Consider the following 24,770-nt stretch of genomic DNA (forward strand, 5'->3'; position numbering starts at 1 on the left):
AAATCGCACTCCAAACTATATTTCCACAATTGGTGCTGTTACTTCTTTTACTAGACATTGAACGCCTGAGAGATTTGGCATTTAGTCAAGGAATTGACATTCAAATTTCCAGGTGCAAGATATGAGTCATCGCATTTTTCAAACTGTGGGCGATCGCCGTTACGTCGGACTTTACAGCAAAGGCGATATTTCGATTACACCTGCGGGGCTTCCGGCGGCGTACCATACCGAAGGTGAAGATCGCTATTTACAGATTCAGTTAAAACCACAGTTCTTGCAAAAAGTTGCTGCTGAAGCAATTGAAACTGATATCTCGCGCTTAGAACTTGTCACAGAATTTCGCGTACGCGATCCGCAAATTGAGCAAACGCTAATGATGCTACGCGCTGAATTACATAAAGGCGGCGGTTGGGCAGGGCAGCTTTATGTTGAGTCGCTGGCGAATGTCTTAGCAGTGCATTTACTACGCCAATATTCTACGATGCAACCGCGTGTAGCTTTGTATGAAGGTGGGTTAGGCGATCGCCATTTATTTCAAATAACGGAATACATCAATGCACATCTAGAAGAAGATATTAAACTGGCTGATCTTGCAGAATTAGTAGGAATTAGTCAATTCCACTTCAGCCGTTTATTCAAACAATCGATGAAGGTTTCGCCACATCAATATTTACTTCAGCAGCGCGTTGAACGTGCTAAACAGTTACTCAAAACAACAAAATATTCTGTTGTTGAAATTGCTTTACAATGCGGTTTCAATAGCCACAGTCATCTGAGTAAACAATTTCGCCAGCTAACAGGGATGACACCTAAAGCTTATAGGTTATATATCTCCTAATTGCTGCATAATTTTTGATGAAATTAATGATTGCAGACAGTTTTTAATATTTCTTATTTAAATTTTTGTAAATAAGTAACAATAACTTTTTCTTTCATCTCCAAAGTTTTAAAAGATATTTCACATTTGCACCATGATAAATTCGTTAAGCTAAAAATATAAAAGTAAATCAACGCAATTATTATGACTGTTTCTAGTATTCAATTAAAGCGTTCGCCTTGGCAGAACGTTGCAATCTTAACTCTAGGATTCTGGCTGAGTAGCAGCATAATCTTAGACTGGGTAATTATGCCCAGTTTATATATTTCTGGAATGATGACTCAAGCTGGATTTACGACAGCGGGTTACTTGATTTTCTGGAATTATAATCGCATCGAATTACTAGCAGCAGCTTTAGTGGTAACAAGTGTTTTAGTTCTAAACAAAACACAACTTGCTGGAGATAATTGGCGACGAGGGACAACTGTTTTAGCTTTACTCTTACTGGCTGTACCTTTGCTAGCTACTTACGTCTTGACTCCACAAATGTCTGCGACAGGTGTGCAATTGAATTTATTTGAGTCAGCCACCGAAGTTCCTAGCACGATGAATCTGCTACACGCAGGTTACTGGGTATTAGAAGCTGTGAAATTTGTTGCTGGTGGTACTCTGTTGTTTTGGGGCATCCGCAGATAGGTTGAATTAAATTATGATGCGTGCAAAAAAGCTCCTTACCTAAAGTAGGGAGCTTTTAATTTTCTTCATGTTGGGATGCATCAGGATTACACCACAAGCGAATCGCAAGGAACGCGAATCCTATAGCGGCGATCGCTTTAGTTGTTTTTACAGGTAATAGTTCTGCTGCCCATCCACCGGCTAAAGCACCGAGTAAGCTTGTTAAGAGTAATGCTGCGGCTGTCCCTAAAAATACCATACGGGGAAACTGAGAACGTCCGCTAAGGGCGATCGCTGCTAATTGGCTTTTGTCACCGAGTTCGGATAAAAATACCGTGATAAAACTTAGCCCTAGCAAATTCCAATCCATTATTGCACGACATCCCAAAGCAACATCATTGAAATTAGAAGTAAACTAACACTTGCTAGTTTTTCTACTGTTCGGGGAGCAATTCGAGTTGCAATCCAGCACCCTAAAAGAACCCCTAACAAACTTGTTGTTACCATTGCGATCGCCGCACCTCCAAAGACAATCCAGGGAGATTGAGATTCAGCACTCATCAAGAGTGTGGATAGCTGAGTTTTATCGCCAAACTCAGCAAAAAATATTGTAACGAAGGTTGTTGCGAATACTGTCCGTGAAGATTGCCCAAAAGCTGAAGGCTGTTGTGACTCAGTTATTGTATCGGTATTTTCAAAGGCGATTGCAATATGTTCAGATTTAAGTTCAGCTTCAAGTAACTGGGTAGGCAAATCAGTTTTCACAGGTATTCAAAACGTCGCAGCGCTTTCATATTTTTTTCATTTTCTCTGATCTTTGTTACAAAAATCAACCCTTTGGAAGGAATGCGAAAAATTAATCTTTAATAGCTCGCTCAAAACGCAACATTTCAAGGCTGCGATCGCCGTAAACACCACTAATTTGCTGCTGACAGCAATCAATAGCAAAATCGCTTAATTCTTCAGGAAGGATACCGTACATCTTTTGAAAAATCGCGGGTTCTACTCGACAAAAGCGCGGGCGTTCTGGGTAAATGCGGCATTCGCGGGTAACGCGATCGTAGTTGATACACCAGCCGTCCTCACCTACCATACTGAAATAGAGTTCTAGTTCTTCAGGTGATAAATAATCTTCAATATCTGGACGCTCTGCTGGATCGAGATTACAGCAGGCTCCACATTGCTTTACACATCGCCAGGTAGCCATAATTCAAATTTGGGCTATGATTTTTCTTGCACTTCGAGTTTAACGGTTTTAACCGATAGGCAAGTGTAGTAGAGGTCAGAGGTTAGGTGTAGAAGATAGTTGAAGCAATGGTTCCAGGTTCCTTATCTAACATCCTAGCCACATCGATTATTGCTGTAGTATGAGAAAGGAGCAATGATTGTTTATTGTTTTTTATAGATTTATTAAGTTAGTTAAATTGAGTCATTGCCATCCAGGTAAGATCTAGTGCGGAGCTTTATCTGAGTACTCGGTTAGGTAATGGGAGGAAATAATGGACGTTGTATCTGGAATTTTTGAGGGACTCAGCACTTTTCAGTGGGAAACCTTTTTTCAGCTAGTTAGTGTTGCACTGATCATGCTTGCTGGTCCAATTATCATCTTTATTTTGGCAGCACGCGGCGGCAATATGTAGAAAGACGCTGTATGTATAGGGAACAGTGAGGATAGAGAAATGAACAAGGGCGATCGCCCTCTTATATCCTCACTCAGTTATTCAAAATTTGAGATAGTAAGCTCCAATACTGGATACCTAGTCATAACTGCTTGTCTGGTCAATTTCAGTTGCCAAGAAGAGATAGCGGTACTGTAAATAGCGAAAACCACAACTGCTCTACTATGTTGTGATAGTGTCTAACTCTATAAGTTTCTAATGATTCTACAAGGATTTCCTGCCGCAACGACATTAGCAGGAATATCCTTCGTGACAATGCTTCCTGCGCCAATTGTGGTGTTGTTCCCAATTGTTATTCCTGGACAAATAATTGCTCCACCGCCGATCCAAACATCATCGCCAATTGCGATCGGCGCAGCCATCTCTAAACCGGATCTTCTCATTTCAGCATCGAGTGGATGATATGCTGTGTAAATTTGTACTTTAGGAGCAAGCAACACATTGTTGCCAATATAAACTTTATTACAATCTAAAATCATGCAATCGTAATTGATATACAAATTTTCCTTGGCGTAGATATGGCAACCATAATCGCAACGAAAAGGTGGCTTAACCTCAAAAACTTGACCGACTGAACCAAAAAGTTTTTGAACAATCCCGCGCCGGAGTTCGCTCTCATCAGGAAGTGATAGATTGAAAGTATGTAAGAGATTTTGTGCTTTTTTGTACATACTTTCAAGCTCAGGATCGATTGCAATATATGGCTCATTTGCCAGCATTCTCTCCCGCGCTGTCTTATTCATCTTTCGATACTTTTCTTTAATAAATACTGCTGATATATTGTCGTGCAGCATAACAATAGCATAAGTCACTTGGGTAACTGATTTAAAGCAGTATACGCGGCGATGACTAACTGATGAAAATGCGATCGCGTGATATCAACTTGTTGAGCATTTTCTCGTTTAGTGCCTAAAAATCCTGTAGAATCTCCTTGAGCGATCGCCAATATTTGACCCTGATCGTTTTTAATTCGCAGTTCAGCCGTTGAACTATTAGTAAATATGCCACAGATATAACGGCGTTGATTATAATAAAATTCTGCAAAGTTGCGGCGATGCTCAAGCGAGGACACCTCGCCTGAAGCCGCAACTTCTTTTGAAGATTTTGATTCTATTTTAGAGGGTTGTGTCGGCAAGCGCACACCAACTAATTCGAGTTCAATTGTTGTGTTACCATTCCAGGTATTTTCGCGCAAGCAGTAGGCAATATCAATTCGTGGTGGTAGTGGAAAATAATCACGCGCCTTTCTCCAGGCGATCGCATTCACCTGAAATCGCTGTGAGTTTTCGTTTTGTGCTAGTTTCAGCTTGATATGTCCCTTACCGACAATGCGCTGTTCGATCACCTCAACATTTGCTGTCCAAAATAAGGGATTAGGATTATCAATACCGCAAGGATGAAGAGCATCTAGTTGCTTGTAGAGTTGACGATCAATCTGACTGAAGTGTGCTTGTGCATCAATCTTAATTAATGGTTTGAGGTGTTCAATTTGCAAGCATTGATGGGCAAATTCCCGCAAGCGCGCTCGCAGTGCGGCTAAGTTTTCCGCAGGTAAAGAAAAGCCCCCAGCCGCTTTGTGTCCGCCAAATTTACCTAATAAGTCCTGACAAAATTCTAAAGCAGCAAAAACATGAAATTCAGGAATTCCCCGTGCAGAACCGCGAATATGATGTTCATCTTCATACGTGCCAATAAACACAGGAACGCCGTAGCGTTCGACTAAACGCGATGCAACTATCCCAATGACACCATGATGCCAATCGGCTTGCACAACGACTAAAACACGTTCTTGCAGTAAATCGATTTGGTTTTGTTCAATGTAGGCGATCGCTTCTTGTTCAATTTGTTCGCATAGTTGTTGACGATGCTGGTTAATTTGTTCGCACTGCATGGCACGTTCTAGTGCGAGTCCCATATCGTCTGTTGTCAGTAGATCGATGACAATTTGCGGATCGGCAATGCGTCCTACAGCATTAATTCTCGGACCAAGACGAAAACCGATATCATCAGGCTTGAGAGATTTGGCATTAACGCTAGTACCATTGTTGTTACTTTGTACGCCCGCAACTTGAATTAAAGCTTGCACTCCCGCTAGTTGAGATTGAGGAAGCAATCGCAATCCCCGCTTTACCCAACGACGATTCACGCCTGTTAACGGGGCAAGATCTGCAATTGTCCCTAAAGTAAATAGTTCAAGCAAAGGTTTAACTAATCCTGCAATTTGCCCTAACTTTTGTGCTAGCGAAACAGCCAGAATGTAAGCAACTCCTACTCCTGCAAGTCCGCGATAAGGAGAAGATTCTGGGATGAGTTTGGGGTTAAGAATAGCGTTAGCTGGCGGTAGTTGTTGCGGGATGTCGTGATGGTCGGTGATAATGACTGTCAGACCAAGTTCTCTAGCTTTAGCGATCGCATCAAAAGCGGAAATTCCATTATCGACGGTGAGAATTAACTCGATGCCTTCACGCTTGAATTCTTCAACAATGCGCTGATTAATACCGTAGCCCTCGTGCATCCGGCTAGGAATTGCATAATCAACGTTTGCACCCAACCATCTTAGCGATCGCAGTAATAATGCGGTACTCGTCATGCCATCAGCGTCGTAGTCGCCGCAAATTGCAATTTTTTTGTCATGTGCGATCGCAGTGTTTAGCAACTCGACACTTAATGCTAGGTCAGGAAATTCCTCCACTGGTGAAGGAAGAACTTGGGATTCTGGTTCTAAAAATGCTTGTGCTTGTTCTAGCGTCTCAACTCCGCGATTGATTAATAATTGACCTATAATGGGTGATGTTTGAGCAACTTCAGCTAGCTTTTGCGCGAATTCTGCTGCTGCTGAATAAATTTGCCAACGCTGACTTGGAAGGCGTTGTGGACGATGAGATAATTCTGGAGTAGAATGCTCTAACACACTTACCCAATGCGCAACTAGCCAAATATTTTAACTCTTAGTCGCTGTAGTTTGAAATATATTTTTTAACGTAGACGCAAAGCGGTGAGCAGCGCGTTGGGCGGGCAACGCCCGACTTGAAGCGACTGCGAACCCGAAGGGCATGCCGTAGGCTACCACTCCAGATGCAGATAACACGGAGGAAAGAGTTAAAGGGGGATTCTCCTAAATTGTATCAAAACTGGTTAGTGATAACAAAAATGGTCAGTAAAAGTTACTAGTGACTAGTGACTAGTAACTAACCACTAATAACAGCATAACGATACCAATATTCTGGTTATTTAACCGGAAATGATATTATTAAAGAGTGCGTAAAGCAAAGCAATTATAAAGTAATTAAAGCAGCTACTTAGAAGGGCTGATTTAGCTCAGTAAAATCTAACCATTGAGGATTAGTAGTCATTAAGGCTGTAGCAGAAGCACAATTTAAAGGTCTAGAGAAAAGATAACCTTGACCAAATTCACAGCCTAATGTGCGTAATATTGTAAGTTGCTCGGTTGTTTCTGCGCCTTCTGCAACTACATCCATTCCTAAGGTATGAGCTAAGGTAGTAATTGTCCGAATGATTTCGTAGTTTTCGGCATTTGAATGCATACCACTTACAAAAGAGCGATCTATTTTTAAGATATTTATGGGAAAACGATGTAGATAGCTCAAAGATGAGTAACCTTGACCAAAATCATCAATGCTTAACTGAATTCGTTTTGCTCTAATTTCTAATAGTGCATGAATTGTTTCTTGAGCATATTCAATCAGTGTACTTTCAGTCATTTCTAGTTGTAAATAACTGCCGTCTAAGCCAGTTTCTGCTAAAATTTGCTCAATTTGCTCAAGAAAATTTGGTTCTCTAATTTGTTTTCCAGCAATATTTACACTCATTTTAAGTGGCATCAAATGCGGAAATTGTACTTGCCAAGCGCGTAATTGGCGACAAGCGGCTCGTAATACCCATTCACCGATAGGCACAATTAAGCCAATATCTTCCGCAACGGGAATAAATTCTGTAGGAGAAATCAAACCTCGCTGGGGATGTCGCCAGCGGATTAAAGCTTCAAAACCTTTGAGTTTACCTGTTGCCAAGGAAACAATGGGCTGGTAGTGTAGGCAAAATTCCTGGCGTTCGAGTGCTTGGCGCAGATCGCTTTCTAGCTGTAAAAGTTCTAGAGTTTGTTGGTACATTGCCTGGTCAAAAATTGCATACCGTGCCTTGCCTTGTTCTTTTGCTTGATACATGGCAATATCAGCATCTCGTAGCAAATCTTGGGCTTGCGTACAGTTGGGAGAATTGAGGACAATTCCGATACTGGCACTACAAAAGATAGTATGGTTTTCTAGTGTCAATGGTGATACAAGTTGCGTTTGAAGTCGCTCAGCAATTTTAATTGCATCAGTAATATCTTTAATACCGTCGAGTAAAATAGTGAATTCATCACCACCGAAACGCGCAATCGTGTCTGTGGAACGGATACTTTGTTCTAAAAGACATGCGATCGCACAAAGTAATTGATCGCCGATCGCATGACCCAGACTATCATTGACAATTTTAAAACGGTCTAAATCGATAAATAAAACAGCAAATAAATAATCCTTATGACGCTTGGCTCGACTTAAAGCACTTTCAAGACGTTCCATAAATAAAGTACGATTAGGTAAACCTGTCAGAGCATCATGCAGCGCGTCATAGATGAGTTGCTCCTCGGCACGTTTGCGTTGCGTAATGTCGTAGATAATGCCATCGATGCGTACGGCGGTGCGACCTCGATCGTAAATAATATAAGTGCGATCGCTCAACCAGCGGACTTCACCATCAGGACGCAAGATTCTGTATTCAATTTCTACACTGCCATGTTCGATGAGCATTTGGCGTGATTTTTGATATCTAGCGCGATCGTCAGGATGAATCACTTCTTGATATAACTCTGGGCAATCTAAAAATTCTGCAGGTGGGCGACCATAAACCTTTTGTACTGCTGGGTTAAGATAAATTAACTTTCCAGTTTCTGGAGCAAATGACCAAACAACATCTTCAAGGGAATTGAGAATACTTTCTAGGCGTTCTTCACTTGCTTGCAGCGATTTTTGTGCTAGCTTACGTTCTGCAATTTCTCTTCTTAATTGGCGATTAGTTGCTTCTAGTTCTGCAGTACGCTCTTGAATTCGCTCTTCTAATTGAGCATTTAACTGTGAAATTTCTGCTTTGGCGGCTTGGAGTGCCAATTGACTTTTAACGCGAGATAAAACTTCAGCAATTTCAAACGGCTTCATGATGTAATCGACACCACCAACCTCAAAAGCTTTCACTTTACCAACAAGATCGTCTGAAGCACTTAAAAAAATGACTGGAATATCACGTGTTAATTGCGATGCTTTCAGCTGACGACACACTTCGTAACCATCCAAATCAGGCATTTTGACATCAAGTAAAATGAGATCGGGTGGTGCAGTTTTAGCTCCCATCAATGCCATTGCACCGTTTTTTGCACAACGAACTTGATATCCTTCTCCAGACAAGGTTTTGGATAAAACCAAAAGATTTTCTGGGACATCGTCAACGATTAAAATTGTGCGTGAATCGGTACTAAATTGATGGTTATTCATAATGATGACGAGGATTGAGCTAAGTCAATAAGCTGGTCAAAATCAAAGTTTTTTACTTTCTGTTGTAAAGCTTGCGCCAGAAAATTATGTTCGCTGGGAATTTGATCGATCAACTGTAATAATGCTTCAGCGTCGAGTTTAGCTGCTGCATGATGTAATTCGGCAATCCATCTAGGAGACATCACGTTTAAGCTGTCAGTTTTTAATACATTGCGTTGTGTTGCTTCTTTTCGGTTAGCCAGTCGTCGGTTAATTTGGTAGCGATAACGCACGCCGAGATGTTGTGTGAGTTTTTGCCAGATTGCGTGTTCTCGAACAGGCTTACGCAGAATATCGTCGCCACCTGCAGCTAAGATCGTATCTTCTTCTAAAGTGCTAGCAGTTAAAGCAATAATTGTAACTTGATGAGTAGGATGCGATTTGATTTGTTTAATTGCTTCATAGCCTGAAACAATAGGCATTCGGATATCCATCCAGATCAAGTGCGGTTGCCAGCTTTGGCTGAGTGCGATCGCTTCTTGACCATTTTCAGCTTCACGCACCTCGAATCCCACATTAGTCAACATTTGCTTGAGTATGCGGCGATGTGCTAAATGATCGTCAGCAACTAAAATCCGATACGTTGGCTGTCCTGGTGCTAAGCCAATCACCCGCCGAATTGTTGATTGTTGCGATGCAGCATAGTCTGCTAGTTCTAAGCGAATATTAAACTGAAAGCTACTGCCTTTTCCTAATTGACTATTGACTGTAAGTTCTCCTCCCATGAGTTGGACAAAATTTTGAGCGATCGCTAAACCTAGCCCTGTTCCTTGTTCAGATTTGCGTCCGGTTTCGGTTTGAACAAAAGGTTCAAATAAAATTGCTAGTTCATGTGGCGCAATTCCTAGCCCTGTATCTTTAACCTCAAAGTACACTGTTTTAAATGCCGGAGAACCTTTTGATATTTCCTTTAATGCTTGTACGCGTATAGTTACATAACCTTCCTGTGTAAATTTAATTGCATTACTTAAAAGATTAATTAAAATTTGCCGTAGTTTAACTTCATCAGAGTAAACAAATCGAGGAACTGCTGCAGTACGCTCAACTTTTAGCTGCAAACCTTTCGATTGAGCTTTAAACTGAAACATTTCTTCAATGCTATTAAGTAATGTGTAAAGATCGAATTTTTTCTTGTTCAGTACACTGCAACCTGCCTCAATTTTAGACATATCGAGAACATCGTTAATGAGTGTGAGTAAATGCTCTCCACTACGACCAATAATTCTCAAATTTTCTTTCTGTTCAGTGGTGATTGATGCGTCTTGATGCATCAATTTTGTAAAACCAAGAATTGCATTTAGTGGCGTTCGCAATTCATGACTCATTTTAGCTAAAAACTCACCTTTAGCTTGGCTAGCTGCCTCAGCTGCTTGTTTTGCTGTCTTAAGTTCTGCAGTACGTTGTTCAACTCTTATTTCTAGTTGTTCTAAAGATTCTTTAATCTGCAATGCCATGCGATTAAATGACTGTGATAAAACATCAAGTTCTTTGACTCCTTCAATTTTTACACTTTGGTCTAAGTTACCATTTGCGATCGCTTTAGAGGCTGTGCTTAGTTTTTGAATCGGTCGCATAATCCATTGCGAAGTTAGCGTTCCCACAATGATGGCGACGAATAAAGCTAATGAACACAGAACAATTGTCATTTGAGTATTTGTATCGATCTGTGCCATGAAGTCAGATTCGGGGACAACAATAACCACTAACCAATCCAACCCAAGATTGTCATACCAAGGAGATACATGAACAAAATGACGTTGATGGTGACATTGAATGTTCAGCTTTTGACTTTGCTTAATTTTGGCAAAACCACCAAATTCATCGTAGATATACTTAGCAATTACTTGCATCAATGCATCTTGGCTTTGCAAAACATTTATTCTTTGTGCTTTACCTTGGAAAACAGTAAGTGGTTTTTCTTGACTTGAACTTGCAATTAATAAACCATTACGTTCAATAATGAAAATTTTTCCAGAGGGACTAATATCTATACTGGCTAAGAATTTACTAATTTTGGTTAGCAGAAAATCTGCCCCAATGACACCAAGTAATCGATTATTCTTGTCGTAAAGTGGACGACTTGCAGTAATTAAAAGATGTTCTGCAGGGTCTTCCCAGGTATATACCGGAGTCCATATTGGTTTTCCTGCTTTGATTGCGTCGGCGTACCAAGCTTCTGCTAAAGGTTGGTAGTTTTCGTAAACTCTTAAAACTGCCGTGCGGTTTCCTTGACTATCAGTAGCGTAAGTATATGCTTTTCGTTGAGTATTTACTGAAAGTTCGTCGATTGTAATGCCCTCACCATCCAAATATCGCCCAGATGCTACAAGTTCACCTGTTGTTAATGCATAGCCAATGTAGCTAACATCGAATACTTGCATTTGTTTCCAAAAGTATTGTCCTGCATCTTCAAAGCGATATACATCTAATATTCCTAGTTGAATTGCATCGACATTTAGCTGGTTGATTTGATGTGGTGTGGCTAAGTAGCTATCAAGGTGTTGATCTACAAGTTTGTCAACTTTATCCATTAATTGATCTGCAAGTTCGTTGACGGCTTGTTGTCCATTACGTAGCGAAATGTATCCCACTATTGCTACAGCAACAAAAATTTGCAGCACGAATGGCACAATTAGCAGCTTGTGTAGTCCGATACCCTCGCTTTTATAAACATCATTATTGGCGATTTTCAGATATTGACGTAACTCCAACCACCTCATACAATTTAATTTTTAATTTTTTGGAATTAATGAGCCTAAGCAAATTATGATATCTCAATCTAGCAATTAATTTACTATAAGTATTCAGTAATTTTTGTTATAGAATACATTAATTCTTAGATATTTATTTGCATATGATTTCAAAAAAATAAGAATCAATACGAGTTTATACTGAAGTCGAATTTGAACTTATTTGCTACGTCCTTTATAATTTGATATAAATACTTTCTACTACTCTACTTATAAAAGCTGCACACTAGTAAAACATCCGTGATTGTACGGAAAAGCTATAAAGTCTCTTCTTTCAATATCCTTTTTGATTGAATAACTCAACGAGCATAAATCGCAGATGCCCGCCAACTCCCTGCGGGGCTACCCAAGCAAATTGTATCTTTGGACACTGAAATAATTTATCTTTTATCAGTAAGTCCACGGAGGTGGAAAGAGTTTGTTTAGCTGCGAATAAATTTGCAATTCAAATTCATCTAGGAGATTTGTTAATTCAATCGTAGTAATCAACTAGAATTAATACTTGCTACGAGTCAACTATAACTAAAGTAAACGTAGTTGTCCTTCAAGCTGTTCTCCCGAAGCTTGATTTGGCTCAAGTGTATCCAGATCAAAGTCTGACCATTCAGTTTCGGCTGACATTAATTTTTGTGCAGCTTCTAACATTGAAGCTGAGAGATCTTTGAGATCTTCTCTGTTATTTAGATAAGTTTTTAAGGCTTCCATAGGGTCAATACTACTACTTGCACCTAGTTCGGGTATGCGTGGGCGTGCAAGTTGGCTAATAAGTTCGGGTTGAATTGTGTAAGTATGTGCTGTGCTTAAAGTACGATGCAACAATGCTGTATCTATTTGATCTAATTGGTCAGAACGCAGCTTATAAATAAGGCGTACAACAGCATCATCGATATTTTTTTTGGCGATCACCTTCAATATTTTCTCTTGCGGATCAGCCACATTCGACACATCAACTTCAATTGTGCAGAACGTACGCACAGGTAAAGGACAAAATTCCCAGTGCACCTTACCGCGTTCGAGTTCCACCATCACATAGCCTTTGTCTTCTTTTTCCTCACTAAAATCTACCCGTTCAATACTTCCTGGATAAATAATCGGCGGATCATTCGATTTATTCAGATTTTGGTGGCGGTGGACGTGTCCTAAGGCAACATAATCAAAACAGGGACGCGTAAGTAATGACAGCGGAACAGTAAAGCCTTTCCCGACTGCTAAAAAGCGTTCTGCACCGTAAGAAGCATTATCAACCATCAAATGTCCTAATAACACTGTTGGCACTTCTGGATTCAGGTTGCGGATTTCGCCTTCGAGGGCAACTCGCAGACGATCAATGAGTAATTGATTGACTTCAGCTAAAGACAGTCCTTCAGTTTCGGGGCGCGTCAGCAGTGTAGAACGAGTTAGCCAAGGTAGCGAGATAATTTGAATTGGACCGTTATGGGTTTGGATATGGTGTGTCGTTAGGCGATCGCCGACAACAAATCCTGGTACTCCCAAAGTCCGATAAATACACAAACTTGCCCCACCTTGTCCTTGTGAATGCTGATCGTGATTGCCAACTAACAATACTGTAGGAACTTGCGCGTCTACTAAGCGGCGAAACTGACTTGCAAATTTTTCTTGCACAAAAGGTGGCGGCGTTGCATCAGGAAAAGCATCGCCACCAAACACAACAAGGTCAACAGGTTCAGATAAAGCACGGTCAATGCAGCGCGAAAGTGTCTTGACAAAATCCTCCAAACGCGTGTTGGTTCCGGTTTGAGGGTCAATGCGTCCGTGGGAAAAGCTACTTCCCATGTGGATATCGGATAAATGGAGGATTTTGAGCATGAGTTTTGAGTTTTGAATGTAGAGAGAAAGAGTGGTAGATTTGAGTGTTGAATTTTGTTAGCGTAGCGGTGCGTTGGCACGTTTTGAGTTGAATCTTCGTAATTCAGAACTCAATACTAAGAACTCATAACTCCTCTTCTTTAAGTCCCTGACCTCTGTTTAGACTAAATATGAATTCCGCATTCAGTTTTACCTGTACCGCGCCAGCGTCCGGCACGTTCATCTTCGCCTTCAGCGACGGGGGTAGTAATTGGTTCATCACCAATACTGGGATAACCTTGATCGTGGAGTGGGTTGTAGATCACACCATGTTGGAAGACATAATTCCAGGAATCTTTACGAGTCCAACTTGCTAAAGGATTGACTTTAAGACGCTGTTGAGCATCTATTTCAAATACTGGCATATAGGCACGGGTAACGGCTTGATCGCGACGCCGTCCTGTAATCCACGCAACCGCGTTCAGTTCATCTAAACTACGCTGCAGTGGTTCAATTTTTGTGAGGTGGTGAAATTTCTCAATATCTTTATCCCATAAGGCTGCACCATATTTAGCGGCAAAAGCTTCGCGCGTCTCTACGTCAGGAGTTTTGTAGATTCTCAAGTCAAGGTTGTAAATCTCTTTAGCTTTGGCAACTAATTCTAACGATTGAGGAAAATGATGCAATGTGTCGAGGAAAATCACTGGAACTGGTCGTTCAAGGTCGCGGTAGAAAATATCAGTGATTACCATATCATCAACATTAAAAGCACTCGTTTGCACCAGTCCTTCTAAAATATGCTCAACGCACCAAGCTAAAATTTCTCTGGGATGAGCAGTATCAAATCTCTGGTTAAGTTGCTCTAAATCAAAATTATCAATTTGGATGCGAGATTCAATGGAAAAGCTCATGTCGATTATTTTGTTATTTCTCTTACATCCAGAATATCTAAATTTTGTGTCGGTGAAAGCTTTTTAGTTTTTTTGCGCTCAGCTTTGATTTTTTATGAAGTGGTATTTCTAAAATGCGATTAATCTTATACAGTAAGCCAGGTTGCCATTTATGTGAGGGATTGCAAGAAAAATTGGCACAAATTCACTCATTCAGCTTTGATTTAGAAGTTCGGGATATCACAACCCGTGCAGATTGGTTTCAAGCCTATCAGTACGAAATACCAGTCATCTGTAGAGACAATAATGGTAGAGAAGAGCAACTTCCTCGTCCTTCTCCTCGCGCTACAGTGTCACAGTTGGAGCAATTGTTACAGAAATATCTTAAAACTCATGGTTCAGAGTAAGAGATGTGTGTTTACAGTAGAGGTCAAGGGTCAGAGGACGCTGGCGCAGACCTTCGGTTCAGGAGTCAGAGATAGAAACTAAAAGTTAGTTGGAGCAACATCTCTGAGCCTTTGTGAATGTCCTAAGTATACTGACGCTCATTTAGGTTTTTGTTGTGAGGAGTATGATGCCATGAAATTGCGTGAATTGTTAATAAATATTGCAAGTCTTAAAGAAGTTCCCCAGCATCCAGCAATGGATAGGGAAGTTACTGGATTAAAAACGAATTCCCATGCTTGTCAACCTGGAGATTTATTTATTGGGATGCCAGGGACGCGAGTCGATGGAGGTGAATTTTGGGAAAGTGCGATCGCTTCCGGTGCGATCGCGGCTTTAATTTCTGCAGATATAGCAAAACCAGTCACAAGCGATGCTTGCATTGTTGCTGCAACTGATATGATTCAAGCGTGTGCCCAAGCCGCAGCAGCTTTCTATGGCTACCCAGCAAAACAGCTAAAACTTGTGGGTGTCACGGGTACGAATGGCAAAACGACAACAACACATTTAATTGAATATTTTCTTGCACAAGCACAGTTTCTCACCGCCTTAATGGGAACTCTCTACACGCGATGGCAAGGTTATGAGCAAACTGCAACGCACACAACACCATTTGCAGTAGAACTTCAACAGCAATTAGCCGCAGCCCGCGATGCTGGTTGTCAGTGGGGAGTCATGGAAGTGAGTTCTCATGCTTTAGCACAAGGAAGAGTAGAAGGTTGTTTTTTTGAAGTTGGGGTGTTTACAAACTTAACGCAAGACCACCTTGATTTTCACAAGGATATGGAAGATTATTTTGCTGCCAAAGCACTGTTATTTAGCCCCGACTATCTCCAAGGACGCGCAGTCATTAATGCAGACGATCCTTACGGGCAAAGGCTAATGGCGCAAATCCCCGTTCAACAACTATGGCGCTACAGCGTCCACAATGGGGAAGAGGCTGATTTTTGGACAAGCGATCTAAACTATGAACCAACAGGTGTCAGTGGAACGCTGCATACACCCAAAGGAAACATTGCCTTTCATTCGCCCTTAGTAGGCGAGTACAATCTCTCAAATATGTTGGCGGCTGTTGCTGCGGCATTACATCTCGGTGTAGATTTAGGCTTGATTGCGCAAGCTTTACCAAAATTTACCGAAGTTCCAGGACGGATGGAACGAGTGCAGATTGATTCTGAGCAAGATATTAGTGTAATTGTTGATTATGCGCATACACCCGATAGCTTAGAAAATTTACTCAAAGCATCAAGACCGTTTATTCCTGGCAAAATGATTTGCGTATTTGGTTGTGGCGGCGATCGCGATCGCACCAAGCGTCCAAAAATGGGAGCTATTGCAGCGCAACTTGCAGATATTGCCGTTGTGACTTCTGATAACCCGCGTACCGAAGAACCCGAACGCATTTTGCAAGATGTTTTAGCCGGAATTCCTGAAACAGTACATCCTCAAGTTATTTGCGATCGCGCCAGTGCAATTCGCACAGCAATCCTGCAAGCGCAACCTGGAGATGGTGTTTTAATTGCAGGTAAAGGTCACGAAGACTATCAAATTTTAGGAACTGAGAAAATTCACTTTGACGATCGCGAACAAGCAAGGTCTGCCTTAAATGAGAGACGAACAAAAAGAACTTAAGTATGGGTGTAACTCAAAACTCATAACTCATAACTCCCAATTACCCATTACCTATTCTCTACTTCTAACCTTTATCTAATTGCTATGGATTCGCTTTATAAGTCTATCCTTAATTTACAGCAACCTCCACAACTTTTGGCTGTTAGTCCGGCTACTTTACTTTCACTGGTGAGGGCTGTTATTGATGCTTTAATTGAAAATCAAATTTCAGCAACACTGTGGCTTAAGCTACCGCCAGGAGAGATTTGGCAAGCAGAAATTCAGCGTTACTACAACCAAGTACAACTTCCACGGACAACTTACATTATTGTTCCTCAAGATCGCAGTAACTTAGATGCAGAGAAATATAAATTTCCTAGCATTCCGATTCAACTAAAGTTTAATAACCAGTTGCGTCGTGAATATTTTCTTATGGTTACATCTCCAAGTTTTTGTAGCCTGATTTTTGCTTATCGACTAGGACCAAAACAACGGCAAAATAAAGCTAAAGAAAACACACTTGGTAAAAGTACTGCACCATTAACCTCAGTAACAATCCGCAAAAGACCTCCGTTGGTGGCACTTTATTCGTTTGAGGGACACATCGTTCAACCGATACTAAATAATCTCAAACTTGCCGGTGGAGATGAGGTACATACAACAGTAGAAGTTGTGCCAGCTATCCCTGAATCGTCATTTTTAAATCAAATTTTAACTAAACAAATTCATTACCAAGAACAAATCCGCAGTCGAACTAAATTTCGTCGCAACCAAGCACTCAATAAAGCTGTTCGGACAAAAAAGCAAAGTAGTTTTTCTGTCAGAGATGACTTCTTAAGTGAATTATGTCAAGAACTCCGAACACCTCTAGCACATATGAAAATGGCACTCAGTTTACTAAATTCTCCACAACTTAAACCAGCACAAAAACAAAGGTATTTGCAAGTACTGAGTACAGAATGCGATCGCCAAAACTCGCTAATTAATGGTCTATTAGACTTAATTCAACTCGATCGCGCAGTGCAAACGCCATTAGAATCAGTGCGCTTGAGTGAGATTGTTCCTGGGGTTGTTAGTACATACCAGCCGTTGGCAACTGAAAAAGGAATTATGCTGGCTTACACTGTACCAGAAGATTTACCGCCAGTTTCTTGTGTTAATGCTTGGTTGAAACAAATTGTGATTAACTTGTTGCACAATAGTATCAAATTTACTCCTACTAATGGTCAAGTTTGGGTGCGATCGCGTCTCCAAAACGATTTTGTCCAACTTGAATTTCGCGATACAGGTATTGGTATTGCACCAAGCGAAATTCCTAAGATATTCGATCGATTCTATCGCATCCGTCCCGCTGCCGGAGAAGATGTAAGTGGTGCAGGGCTAGGTTTAACGATTGTGCAGCAACTTCTTTTACGCTGTGGTGGTTCTATCTCAGTCAAAAGTCGCTTAGGAGAAGGTTCAACCTTTAACGTCCTTTTACCTGTGGATACTGCTGAGAGGTCAGGAACTTAAAGAAGAGGAGTTATGAGTTCTTAGTATTGAGTTTTGAATTACGAAGATTCAACTCAAAACGTGCTAACGCACCGCTACGCTAACAAAATTAAACACTCAACTCTACCACTCTTTCACTAGCCACTAATCACTATTCACTCATTCAAGACACGCCAATAAGTGCCACTTTCTCGCTGCATCAATTGGTAGCCAATCAGTTCTCGACGTAGTGTAGCGCAGTCTTCGTGGTGGTGTTTGAGGATTGTATTCACTTTAATTTCAGGGTACTTAACTCCGAATTCAAATTGATTTGCTAACCACTTAAGAATGACAACGCGTTTTTTGCGACTAGCTGGAATTTCCTTGAGTCGTCCATCAACGAGGAAGTTTTGCAATACCTTGCGTTCCCATGCTTCGCCTTCAATGTTTTCAGCCAGCGAAGCCATCTGTTTTGGTGAAAAAATCTCTTTGCTAATTCCTTGCAATGCTTCACCGTCTAGCTGATACAAGTGGGTATTTCCTTCAGGATGCATCTTTACTAAATTCAATTCTTTAAGTTTATTGAGATGATGCGATACCGTTGGTTCTTTTAATTGCAATAGTGTTGCTAATTCTTCAACACTGCATTCCCGACTCGCTAAAATTCCCAGAATCTTCAATCGACTTTCATTAGCTAACACTTTAAAGAAGCGTAGCAGCGATTGCATCGCGTCCTGTTCCATACCTTCCACTAATTAGACCTGCATCTAATTAGAATTAGATCAATACTAGCTACAGTATTCGGTTTGCTTGACATCTAAAGGCAAGAAAATCGTCAAGACTTCACCTTCGTGGGGACGTTGCCGCACAATGAGTTTGCCACCAATAGCTTGAAATAACTGTTTAGTAGCTGTCATATTTAAACTAATGTTGCCAGTTTCAGGTTGAAATGTGAGTAATTGACCAAGCGACTTGCGGATCGGCGGTACGGTATATTGTTCTCCTTTATTTTCTTCGAGTTGAGATTTTGGCAGTAATTGCAACTTTAATTGATCTCCCGCTGGAATAACTTGTACTTGGATGTGACTGCCTGGTGGTAAGCTGCGGGTAAAGTTTTCAATTAACCCTGTCAAGACTTGATCCAACATTTTCGGATCGCTAACTACGGTTGGTAGCTGTTGCGGTAAAACAACATCCAAAGTTAAATTACGCCGACTGGCTTGTTTTTGCCAACGCGGAACACTCTGCTGTAAGACCTGCGTTAATGACATTGCTGTTAAATAAGTACCTGAGTGCTTGGCAGTACATTTTTCTAGTTCTGCTGCACGGAATAAAAGCTCCATGCGGTCAATTTGTTCGGTACACTCATGGTCAATGATTTCCAATCGTTTAATTGCATCAGTTGCTAAATCGCGGCGCTTAAGTAGTAAGCGAGTCAATGTTCGGATTGTCGTTAAGGGTGTCCGTACCTCGTGCGCGAAGGCTTGAAGTAATTCCACATCTACGCGAGGTGTTGCGTGACTTAGTTCTAAATTATTATTTTGTGTACAATTACGAATTTCTTCGTGGGGGAGTTCTGGTATGTGCTGCAACAGCAAGCGGCTAAAGTGCATTACTGTTCGGTAATCTGGCGCTACTGGATAATATTGCTGAATAAGTTCATCTAGATGCAATACCGATTCAGAAGTTGTGAGTGCAGCTCTTGCTCTCAAAGCGTACCATGCCTGTTCCACGACTTCTGGTTCAAAGGAAAATAAAAATACTGGTACACCATAAGCATTTTCTGCGAGAACCATCGCCAAGCTAAATTGTGCAGTTAAAACAAGACAGAACTGTTCTCGTGCCAGTGGATCTCCAGAAATCAACGGTAACAAAACTCCTTGTTCTCTAGCTACTTGTGAGTTTTTTTGTACTGCAGTATTTAAACTTGATGGAAGTAGTTGATGCTGCCAGGAATCTGCCGTAAAAGTCCAAGAAGGTAATGTGTTAACGAGTTGAGGATTGCTAATAACTGGTACGGGACCTGCCAATATTACTCCTTGAGTAGATAACTGGCAATTCTCATCAACGGTATGTTTAAGGTAGATTTGTTGCAGTAGGTTCTCCAATGCGGCGATCGCAACTCGCCATTGCTGCGCTGTCACATCTACTGCAGTGCTTCCTTCATGACTTGCAGACAATAAGCATGAATGACTACCATAGCCGTCGTGTTGTGTGTCATTACTGGCTAGTATCTCACTCAGTGTTGGTATTATCCATTTGCGCACCAGTACTCACCCCTTCAACTCATAATTTTTAGTAGTGCTTCAATCTTGATGTCAATACATAAGATATCGGGATTTGGTCATCAATGACAGTCGTAGAACCGAACCCATAAGTCGCAATTTCCGTTGAGGGTAGCTGTATCTTTTCTTTAAGAGTTGAATAGTAAGCTTGAGCCAGCTTTAATTGCATTCATAAAATACACAGTAGCTATCACACTTCGATTGAAGTTATCAGATCTTTTAGAGAACGAACTACAAAGTATACAAAGAGAAAACATAAAAAGAGATGTAAATAAATGTTTTAGTATTTTTTGATGTGATTTTAAATATTTATCTAAAAAATATTAATTGGTTTTGATGTGTTTTTGATGGTATATCATTCTTAAATTATAGATAACAATTATTGTTCTCTGCGTTTAGCTATTTTTTAGAAGTAAGTTTTACAAGTCAGATATAATTACAATAATAGTTTTTAAAAACTTTTCTGCAATCATTAAAACTTAAGCATTGATAATATAAAATTTCATCTATATTAGTTTTTCGTATGTTCGTGTTATTTCCCTAGGTTGATGCTATTTGTTTAATTAAACTGCTAAAAAATTAGGTGTTAGACAAGAAAATATTTGAAAACATAAGTAGGGCAGTAACAAATGGTTAATGACATAAAAAGACGTGCAATTGGTGTGTTTTCTAGCTATTTAGATGCAGAACAAGCAATCAGTGAACTGCGCGATCGCGGTTTTTCAATGGACAAAATTTCTATTATTGCCCGCGACGAAGCAACTCAAGACGAAATCGCAGGAATTGACGTTAACGACACTTTTGATAACAAAGCAGGAGAAGGTGCAACAGCTGGAGCGCTGACAGGTGGGGTATTAGGAGGAATTACGGGATTACTCGTTGGTTTGGGTAGTCTTGTCGTACCTGGTGTAGGTCCAGTATTATTTGCAGGAGAAGTCGCTTCAGCATTAACTGCAGCACTTGCTGGTGGCGCAGTTGGTACAGTTACGGGCGGTTTACTTGGTGCATTGCTTGGCTTGGGTATTCCTGAAGAAAGAGCAAAAATTTATAATCAACGAGTGGCGAGTGGTGGTTATTTAGTCATTGTCGATGGCACAACACAAGACATCATTAATGCCGAATCAATTTTGATGAATCGCGGTATTCAAGAGTTTGGCATTTATGAAATTCCTGCAACTACTGGCATTCAAACTTCTATTGCAGATGCAACAAATGAAGTAACTCATAGCACAGAATATAGTGAGCCTAGTACAAGTAATATTACTAATAACGATCCCAATGTTGTCATTATCGATCGCCGCGAACAGATTTAGATGAAGTGGTAGAAACTATTTTGATGGCACTCAAAACATCCACAAGCTGCTCGATCTGAGCAACTGTATGAGTTGCCATCAAGGAAATCCGAATCCGGCTTGTTGGTACTGTCGGAGGACGAATCGCAGGAGCAAAAATACCAGCATCTTGCAAGTGACGAGCAGCAATTAAAGCATCAGCAGCAGTTGGTAATAATAAGCAAAGAATTGCCGAGTCAGAAGGTAATAATTTTAAGTGTGATAGTTGATGTATCAGTAATTTAAAATTGTCAATATTGCGCCATAACTGTTGACGCCGTTCGGGTTCTTGCTGAATAATTTGGATTGCTGTTAAAGCTGCTGCGGTATCTGCAGGTGACAGCGCAGTTGTGTATATCCAACTAGGGGCGCGATTGCGTAAGAAATCAATTAAAGTTTTGGTTCCAGCAACATAGCCGCCTAAACTCCCCAAAGCTTTACTTAATGTTCCAACCTGAATGAGTTGACGCTGCGAACAGTCGAAGTGTTCTACACATCCAGCACCGCATTTCCCCAATACGCCAGTAGCATGAGCTTCATCAACTAACAGCATACAGTTGTAATAGTCAGCTAAATCGAGTAGCCCTGATAAAGGGCATAAATCACCATCCATACTAAAAACACTATCAGTTACAATCAGACAGCGACGATAGCAATCGCGTTGTTGCTCAAGATGAGTTTGTAGTGATACTAAATCGCAATGCGGATATTCAATCACAGTAGCGCCGCTAAGAATTGCCCCATTTTTCAACGATGAGTGATTACATTGATCCGATAAAATCAGATCGCGCTGACCAACTATTGCCGAAACAGTGCCCAGATTTGCCAGATAACCGGAACTAAAGACTAAAGCATCTTCAGTTTGCTTGAGGGATGCGATCGCATATTCTAACTCGCGGTGTAATTCGCGGTGTCCGCTGAGGAGTCGAGAACCTGTACTACCTGTACCATATTTTTGTGTAGCAGTGATTGCGGCTTGGATCAAGCGATCGTCACTGGATAATCCGAGGTAATCATTACTGGCAAAATTAATCAGCGATCGCCCATTCATTTGCACCATCGCCCCTGTATGTCCTTGAATTGTCTGCACAGTGCGATACCAATCAGCTTTGTGAATAGTTGCGAGAGATTGTTCGATCCAGTTATAAGCGTCACTCGGCATTCTCATTAAGATTTTTATTACTATTGTTCATGGAGAGCAATTTATTAAAACTTTGTCCATTAACTAATCAACCAATCAACCGCAGGCAAGATGCCTGCGCCACTAATCACTACTAACCAGCCACTAGTCACTCTCACCCCTCACCTCTCACCCCTCGCCCCTAAATTATATGCCCATCATTTCGGCTGAAAATCTTAGTAAAGTTTATCCTGTAGCCGTTAAAGAAGCTGGACTGAAAGGAACAATACAACACTTTTTCCGCCGTACTTATCGCATGGTAGAAGCAGTGAAACAAGTCTCCTTTGATATAGAACCAGGAGAAGTTGTCGGTTTTTTAGGCGCAAATGGTGCAGGAAAAACCACTACCTTAAAAATGCTGACAGGTTTAATTCATCCTTCGGCGGGGCGCGTGCGAGTTGCTGGCTACATTCCGTTTCAGCGTAAATCAGGTTTTTTAAAACAAATCACGCTTGTGATGGGACAAAAGCAACAATTAATTTGGGATTTACCTGCATTAGATACTTTAAAGATCAATGCTGCCGTCTACAACATCTCGGATAAAGAGTATCGTCAGCGTGTCGGCGAACTTACTGAAATGCTTTCACTTCAAGGTAAGTTAAACCAGCCAGTACGCAAGCTGTCGCTTGGGGAACGCATGAAAGCTGAACTGATGGCTGCATTACTCCATCAACCGCAAGTCCTCTTTTTAGACGAACCAACGCTAGGGCTTGATGTCAATGCTCAAGTGGGAGTACGCGAATTTTTACGAGAGTATAACAAGCGATATGATGCCACAATTTTATTAACAAGTCACTATATGGCAGATATTAGTGCATTGTGCAAACGCGTGCTAGTTATCCACCAAGGACTATTGATTTACGATGGCAGCTTAGAAGGACTCATCGATCAATTTGCTCCCTATCGCGAAGTGCAAGTAGAACTCGCACATCCTTTACCGGAAGTGAAGTTGATGCATTACGGTGAAATTAAATCGATAGAAGGACAATCTGCCCGTTTTTTAGTACAACGCGAAGCTTTAACTCGTACTGTTGCACAAATTCTGGCAGAGTTGGAGGTGATTGACTTAACTGTCACCGATCCACCAGTAGAAGAAGTGATTGGTCGTGTCTTCAGTGCCGGTGGCGTGTTATGAATTCAATTATGAAAAAAGCGAGAGTTTTGCTGACAGCATATTATGCATATATGCTCGAATACCGCGCAGAGTTATTTCTGTGGGCTTTGTCTGGTAGCTTGCCACTTATTTTAATGGGAGTATGGACGCAAGCTGCTCAAAGTGGGCAATTTGGGTTAACTGCAGAAGATTTTGCCCGTTACTTTCTCACTGTGTTTATTGTGAGACAGTTTACTGTTGTTTGGGTAATTTATGAATTTGAGAAAGAAGTTGTCGAAGGAAAACTTTCACCACGTTTATTACAACCCATTGATCCTGTCTGGCATCATGTTGCCTCGCATCTTTCGGAAAGATTAGCACGTCTTCCATTTGCTTTGGGATTGGTAGGATTGTTTTTTATTCTTTACCCTCAAGCCGTTTGGATACCGAGTTTGAATCACATCTTATTGTTTGCGATCGCAGTCATCTTTGCTTTTATTCTAAGATTTTTGATTCAATACACATTTGCACTCTTCGCATTTTGGACTGAAAGAGCTAATGCAATTGAAAACTTTTGGTTCTTATTTTATCTATTTTTTTCAGGTTTGATTGCTCCCTTAGACGTGTTTCCAGAAAATATTCGCAACGTCTTGCTTTGGACTCCTTTTCCGTATTTAATTGATTTTCCTGCCTCAATACTAATTGGCTTGCCTGTCAATATATTACAGGGTATGTTAGTAACACTTAGTTGGATTGCCTTATTTTTCATTATTAATCGCTGGCTATGGCGACGAGGATTAAAACAATATTCAGGAATGGGTGCTTAATAATTGCCTTTTTAACAACGTCACATTCTTGATTTTAAAGTTTAATAACTATCTTTTATACATTTCAAACTAGCTATTTGCATTAAACTTTAAGGTACAACTATCTCAGTTAATTCCCGAAATTTCGAGTGTTTTTTTTGCTTAATTTGCTTACATAACTTGTTAAAAAAGCCTGGATAACATATGCATATAAGTTTATTTATGCACTATTTTATTAAGGCTAAGGATAAGGCAGTAAAATTGTTATTTTTTGCTATTAGCATGCTGTAATTAAGGAATCTTTAAATAACAAATAGTGTTAACTGTAGCATTAACTAAGTCTTA

Annotated in this window: 21 protein-coding genes; 9 read left to right on the forward strand and 12 right to left on the reverse strand. The window is 40.7% G+C overall.

Translation table 11 applies throughout. The features are described 5' to 3' along the window. Nucleotides 1-121 precede the first annotated feature (121 nt). Both IQ230_RS19690 and IQ230_RS19695 read left to right on the forward strand, forming a co-directional pair. Complete coding sequence (locus IQ230_RS19690; protein WP_193933956.1) at nucleotides 122-838, forward strand: AraC family transcriptional regulator; 717 nt, start codon at nucleotides 122-124, stop codon at nucleotides 836-838. A 183-nt stretch (nucleotides 839-1,021) separates the two neighbouring features. Further along, nucleotides 1,022-1,513, forward strand: a complete 492-nt coding sequence (locus tag IQ230_RS19695; protein ID WP_193933957.1) for a hypothetical protein — start codon at nucleotides 1,022-1,024, stop codon at nucleotides 1,511-1,513. Between the two features lie 55 nt (nucleotides 1,514-1,568). Here the strand turns inward: IQ230_RS19695 and IQ230_RS19700 are convergent, their stop codons facing one another. From IQ230_RS19700 to IQ230_RS19710, 3 genes are all read right to left on the reverse strand, one after another. Then, on the reverse strand, nucleotides 1,569-1,862 hold the full coding sequence (locus IQ230_RS19700; protein WP_193933958.1) for a TMEM165/GDT1 family protein: 294 nt from the start codon (nucleotides 1,860-1,862) through the stop codon (nucleotides 1,569-1,571). Next, entirely contained in the window at nucleotides 1,862-2,173 is a 312-nt protein-coding gene (locus IQ230_RS19705; protein ID WP_289501507.1) for a TMEM165/GDT1 family protein, read from the reverse strand. The genes IQ230_RS19700 and IQ230_RS19705 overlap by 1 nt, the downstream gene beginning before the upstream one ends. A 175-nt stretch (nucleotides 2,174-2,348) precedes the next feature. Then, the gene (locus tag IQ230_RS19710) at nucleotides 2,349-2,699 is read right to left on the reverse strand and encodes a YkgJ family cysteine cluster protein (RefSeq protein WP_193933959.1); all 351 of its coding nucleotides are present in this window, start codon (nucleotides 2,697-2,699) and stop codon (nucleotides 2,349-2,351) included. Nucleotides 2,700-2,991: 292 nt separating this feature from the next. Here IQ230_RS19710 and psb30 point away from each other — a divergent pair, with 292 nt between their 5' ends. Beyond that, nucleotides 2,992-3,132 (forward strand): photosystem II reaction center protein Ycf12/Psb30, encoded by a 141-nt coding sequence (gene psb30, locus IQ230_RS19715; RefSeq protein ID WP_015189210.1) that lies wholly within the window; start codon nucleotides 2,992-2,994, stop codon nucleotides 3,130-3,132. A 224-nt stretch (nucleotides 3,133-3,356) separates the two neighbouring features. On the opposite strand, the gene IQ230_RS19720 is transcribed toward psb30, so the two are convergent. The 6 genes from IQ230_RS19720 to cysH all read right to left on the reverse strand — a co-directional run bounded on the left by IQ230_RS19720 (nucleotide 3,357) and on the right by cysH (nucleotide 14,226). After that, entirely contained in the window at nucleotides 3,357-3,983 is a 627-nt protein-coding gene (locus IQ230_RS19720; RefSeq protein WP_322742493.1) for a sugar O-acetyltransferase, read from the reverse strand. Continuing rightward, nucleotides 3,980-6,082: a single-stranded-DNA-specific exonuclease RecJ gene (recJ, locus tag IQ230_RS19725; protein WP_193933960.1), complete on the reverse strand. Its 2,103-nt coding sequence runs from the start codon at nucleotides 6,080-6,082 to the stop codon at nucleotides 3,980-3,982. The genes IQ230_RS19720 and recJ overlap by 4 nt, the downstream gene beginning before the upstream one ends. Before the next feature lie 388 nt (nucleotides 6,083-6,470). After that, entirely contained in the window at nucleotides 6,471-8,720 is a 2,250-nt protein-coding gene (locus tag IQ230_RS19730; RefSeq protein WP_193933961.1) for a two-component system response regulator, read from the reverse strand. Then, nucleotides 8,717-11,479 (reverse strand): ATP-binding protein, encoded by a 2,763-nt coding sequence (locus IQ230_RS19735; protein WP_193933962.1) that lies wholly within the window; start codon nucleotides 11,477-11,479, stop codon nucleotides 8,717-8,719. The genes IQ230_RS19730 and IQ230_RS19735 overlap by 4 nt, the downstream gene beginning before the upstream one ends. Nucleotides 11,480-12,031: 552 nt before the next feature. After that, the gene (sbcD, locus tag IQ230_RS19740) at nucleotides 12,032-13,336 is read right to left on the reverse strand and encodes an exonuclease subunit SbcD (protein ID WP_193933963.1); all 1,305 of its coding nucleotides are present in this window, start codon (nucleotides 13,334-13,336) and stop codon (nucleotides 12,032-12,034) included. A 164-nt stretch (nucleotides 13,337-13,500) separates the two neighbouring features. Continuing rightward, on the reverse strand, nucleotides 13,501-14,226 hold the full coding sequence (gene cysH / locus IQ230_RS19745; protein ID WP_193933964.1) for a phosphoadenosine phosphosulfate reductase: 726 nt from the start codon (nucleotides 14,224-14,226) through the stop codon (nucleotides 13,501-13,503). Nucleotides 14,227-14,339: 113 nt separating this feature from the next. On the opposite strand from cysH, the gene IQ230_RS19750 reads away from it, so the two are divergent. The 3 genes from IQ230_RS19750 to IQ230_RS19760 all read left to right on the forward strand — a co-directional run bounded on the left by IQ230_RS19750 (nucleotide 14,340) and on the right by IQ230_RS19760 (nucleotide 17,772). Next, on the forward strand, nucleotides 14,340-14,612 hold the full coding sequence (locus tag IQ230_RS19750; protein WP_193933965.1) for a glutaredoxin family protein: 273 nt from the start codon (nucleotides 14,340-14,342) through the stop codon (nucleotides 14,610-14,612). 172 nt (nucleotides 14,613-14,784) lie between these two features. Next, nucleotides 14,785-16,281, forward strand: coding sequence for a UDP-N-acetylmuramoyl-L-alanyl-D-glutamate--2,6-diaminopimelate ligase (locus tag IQ230_RS19755; protein WP_193933966.1), 1,497 nt, complete (start codon nucleotides 14,785-14,787; stop codon nucleotides 16,279-16,281). An 84-nt stretch (nucleotides 16,282-16,365) separates the two neighbouring features. Continuing rightward, the gene (locus IQ230_RS19760) at nucleotides 16,366-17,772 is read left to right on the forward strand and encodes a DICT sensory domain-containing protein (RefSeq protein WP_193933967.1); all 1,407 of its coding nucleotides are present in this window, start codon (nucleotides 16,366-16,368) and stop codon (nucleotides 17,770-17,772) included. A gap of 134 nt (nucleotides 17,773-17,906) precedes the next feature. Here IQ230_RS19760 and IQ230_RS19765 read toward each other — a convergent pair whose 3' ends face one another. Both IQ230_RS19765 and IQ230_RS19770 read right to left on the reverse strand, forming a co-directional pair. After that, nucleotides 17,907-18,458: a DUF2087 domain-containing protein gene (locus tag IQ230_RS19765; RefSeq protein WP_228055163.1), complete on the reverse strand. Its 552-nt coding sequence runs from the start codon at nucleotides 18,456-18,458 to the stop codon at nucleotides 17,907-17,909. 60 nt (nucleotides 18,459-18,518) lie between these two features. Continuing rightward, nucleotides 18,519-19,997 carry a sensor histidine kinase gene (locus IQ230_RS19770; protein ID WP_193933969.1) on the reverse strand — a complete coding sequence of 493 codons (1,479 nt, stop codon included), beginning with the start codon at nucleotides 19,995-19,997 and terminating at the stop codon, nucleotides 18,519-18,521. 647 nt (nucleotides 19,998-20,644) lie between these two features. On the opposite strand from IQ230_RS19770, the gene IQ230_RS19775 reads away from it, so the two are divergent. Next, entirely contained in the window at nucleotides 20,645-21,328 is a 684-nt protein-coding gene (locus IQ230_RS19775; protein WP_193933970.1) for a general stress protein, read from the forward strand. Here IQ230_RS19775 and bioF read toward each other — a convergent pair. After that, the gene (gene bioF / locus IQ230_RS19780; protein WP_193933971.1) at nucleotides 21,303-22,508 is read right to left on the reverse strand and encodes an 8-amino-7-oxononanoate synthase; all 1,206 of its coding nucleotides are present in this window, start codon (nucleotides 22,506-22,508) and stop codon (nucleotides 21,303-21,305) included. The two genes, IQ230_RS19775 and bioF, sit on opposite strands and share 26 nt — an antisense overlap. Before the next feature lie 169 nt (nucleotides 22,509-22,677). Here bioF and IQ230_RS19785 point away from each other — a divergent pair, with 169 nt between their 5' ends. Together IQ230_RS19785 and IQ230_RS19790 are read left to right on the forward strand one after the other, a co-directional pair. Next, the gene (locus tag IQ230_RS19785) at nucleotides 22,678-23,661 is read left to right on the forward strand and encodes an ABC transporter ATP-binding protein (protein WP_193933972.1); all 984 of its coding nucleotides are present in this window, start codon (nucleotides 22,678-22,680) and stop codon (nucleotides 23,659-23,661) included. Next, entirely contained in the window at nucleotides 23,658-24,446 is a 789-nt protein-coding gene (locus tag IQ230_RS19790) for an ABC transporter permease (RefSeq protein ID WP_193933973.1), read from the forward strand. The genes IQ230_RS19785 and IQ230_RS19790 overlap by 4 nt, the downstream gene beginning before the upstream one ends. The last annotated feature ends 324 nt before the right edge of the window (nucleotides 24,447-24,770 follow it).

Source organism: Gloeocapsopsis crepidinum LEGE 06123 (genome assembly GCF_015207655.1).
In the GTDB taxonomy this organism is placed as follows: domain Bacteria; phylum Cyanobacteriota; class Cyanobacteriia; order Cyanobacteriales; family Chroococcidiopsidaceae; genus Gloeocapsopsis; species Gloeocapsopsis crepidinum.

Bases quoted from the DNA above. Each gene is read 5' to 3' on its own strand.
- sbcD (WP_193933963.1), bottom strand. From the start codon at position 13,336: ATGCTCAAAATCCTCCATTTATCCGATATCCACATGGGAAGTAGCTTT.
- IQ230_RS19760 (WP_193933967.1), top strand. From the start codon at position 16,366: ATGGATTCGCTTTATAAGTCTATCCTTAATTTACAGCAACCTCCACAA.
- IQ230_RS19750 (WP_193933965.1), top strand. From the start codon at position 14,340: ATGCGATTAATCTTATACAGTAAGCCAGGTTGCCATTTATGTGAGGGA.
- cysH (WP_193933964.1), bottom strand. From the start codon at position 14,226: ATGAGCTTTTCCATTGAATCTCGCATCCAAATTGATAATTTTGATTTA.
- bioF (WP_193933971.1), bottom strand. From the start codon at position 22,508: ATGCCGAGTGACGCTTATAACTGGATCGAACAATCTCTCGCAACTATT.
- IQ230_RS19730 (WP_193933961.1), bottom strand. From the start codon at position 8,720: ATGAATAACCATCAATTTAGTACCGATTCACGCACAATTTTAATCGTT.
- IQ230_RS19765 (WP_228055163.1), bottom strand. From the start codon at position 18,458: ATGCAATCGCTGCTACGCTTCTTTAAAGTGTTAGCTAATGAAAGTCGA.
- IQ230_RS19690 (WP_193933956.1), top strand. From the start codon at position 122: ATGAGTCATCGCATTTTTCAAACTGTGGGCGATCGCCGTTACGTCGGA.
- IQ230_RS19755 (WP_193933966.1), top strand. From the start codon at position 14,785: ATGAAATTGCGTGAATTGTTAATAAATATTGCAAGTCTTAAAGAAGTT.
- psb30 (WP_015189210.1), top strand. From the start codon at position 2,992: ATGGACGTTGTATCTGGAATTTTTGAGGGACTCAGCACTTTTCAGTGG.
- IQ230_RS19785 (WP_193933972.1), top strand. From the start codon at position 22,678: ATGCCCATCATTTCGGCTGAAAATCTTAGTAAAGTTTATCCTGTAGCC.
- IQ230_RS19775 (WP_193933970.1), top strand. From the start codon at position 20,645: ATGGTTAATGACATAAAAAGACGTGCAATTGGTGTGTTTTCTAGCTAT.
- IQ230_RS19700 (WP_193933958.1), bottom strand. From the start codon at position 1,862: ATGGATTGGAATTTGCTAGGGCTAAGTTTTATCACGGTATTTTTATCC.
- IQ230_RS19710 (WP_193933959.1), bottom strand. From the start codon at position 2,699: ATGGCTACCTGGCGATGTGTAAAGCAATGTGGAGCCTGCTGTAATCTC.
- IQ230_RS19735 (WP_193933962.1), bottom strand. From the start codon at position 11,479: ATGAGGTGGTTGGAGTTACGTCAATATCTGAAAATCGCCAATAATGAT.
- IQ230_RS19695 (WP_193933957.1), top strand. From the start codon at position 1,022: ATGACTGTTTCTAGTATTCAATTAAAGCGTTCGCCTTGGCAGAACGTT.
- IQ230_RS19790 (WP_193933973.1), top strand. From the start codon at position 23,658: ATGAATTCAATTATGAAAAAAGCGAGAGTTTTGCTGACAGCATATTAT.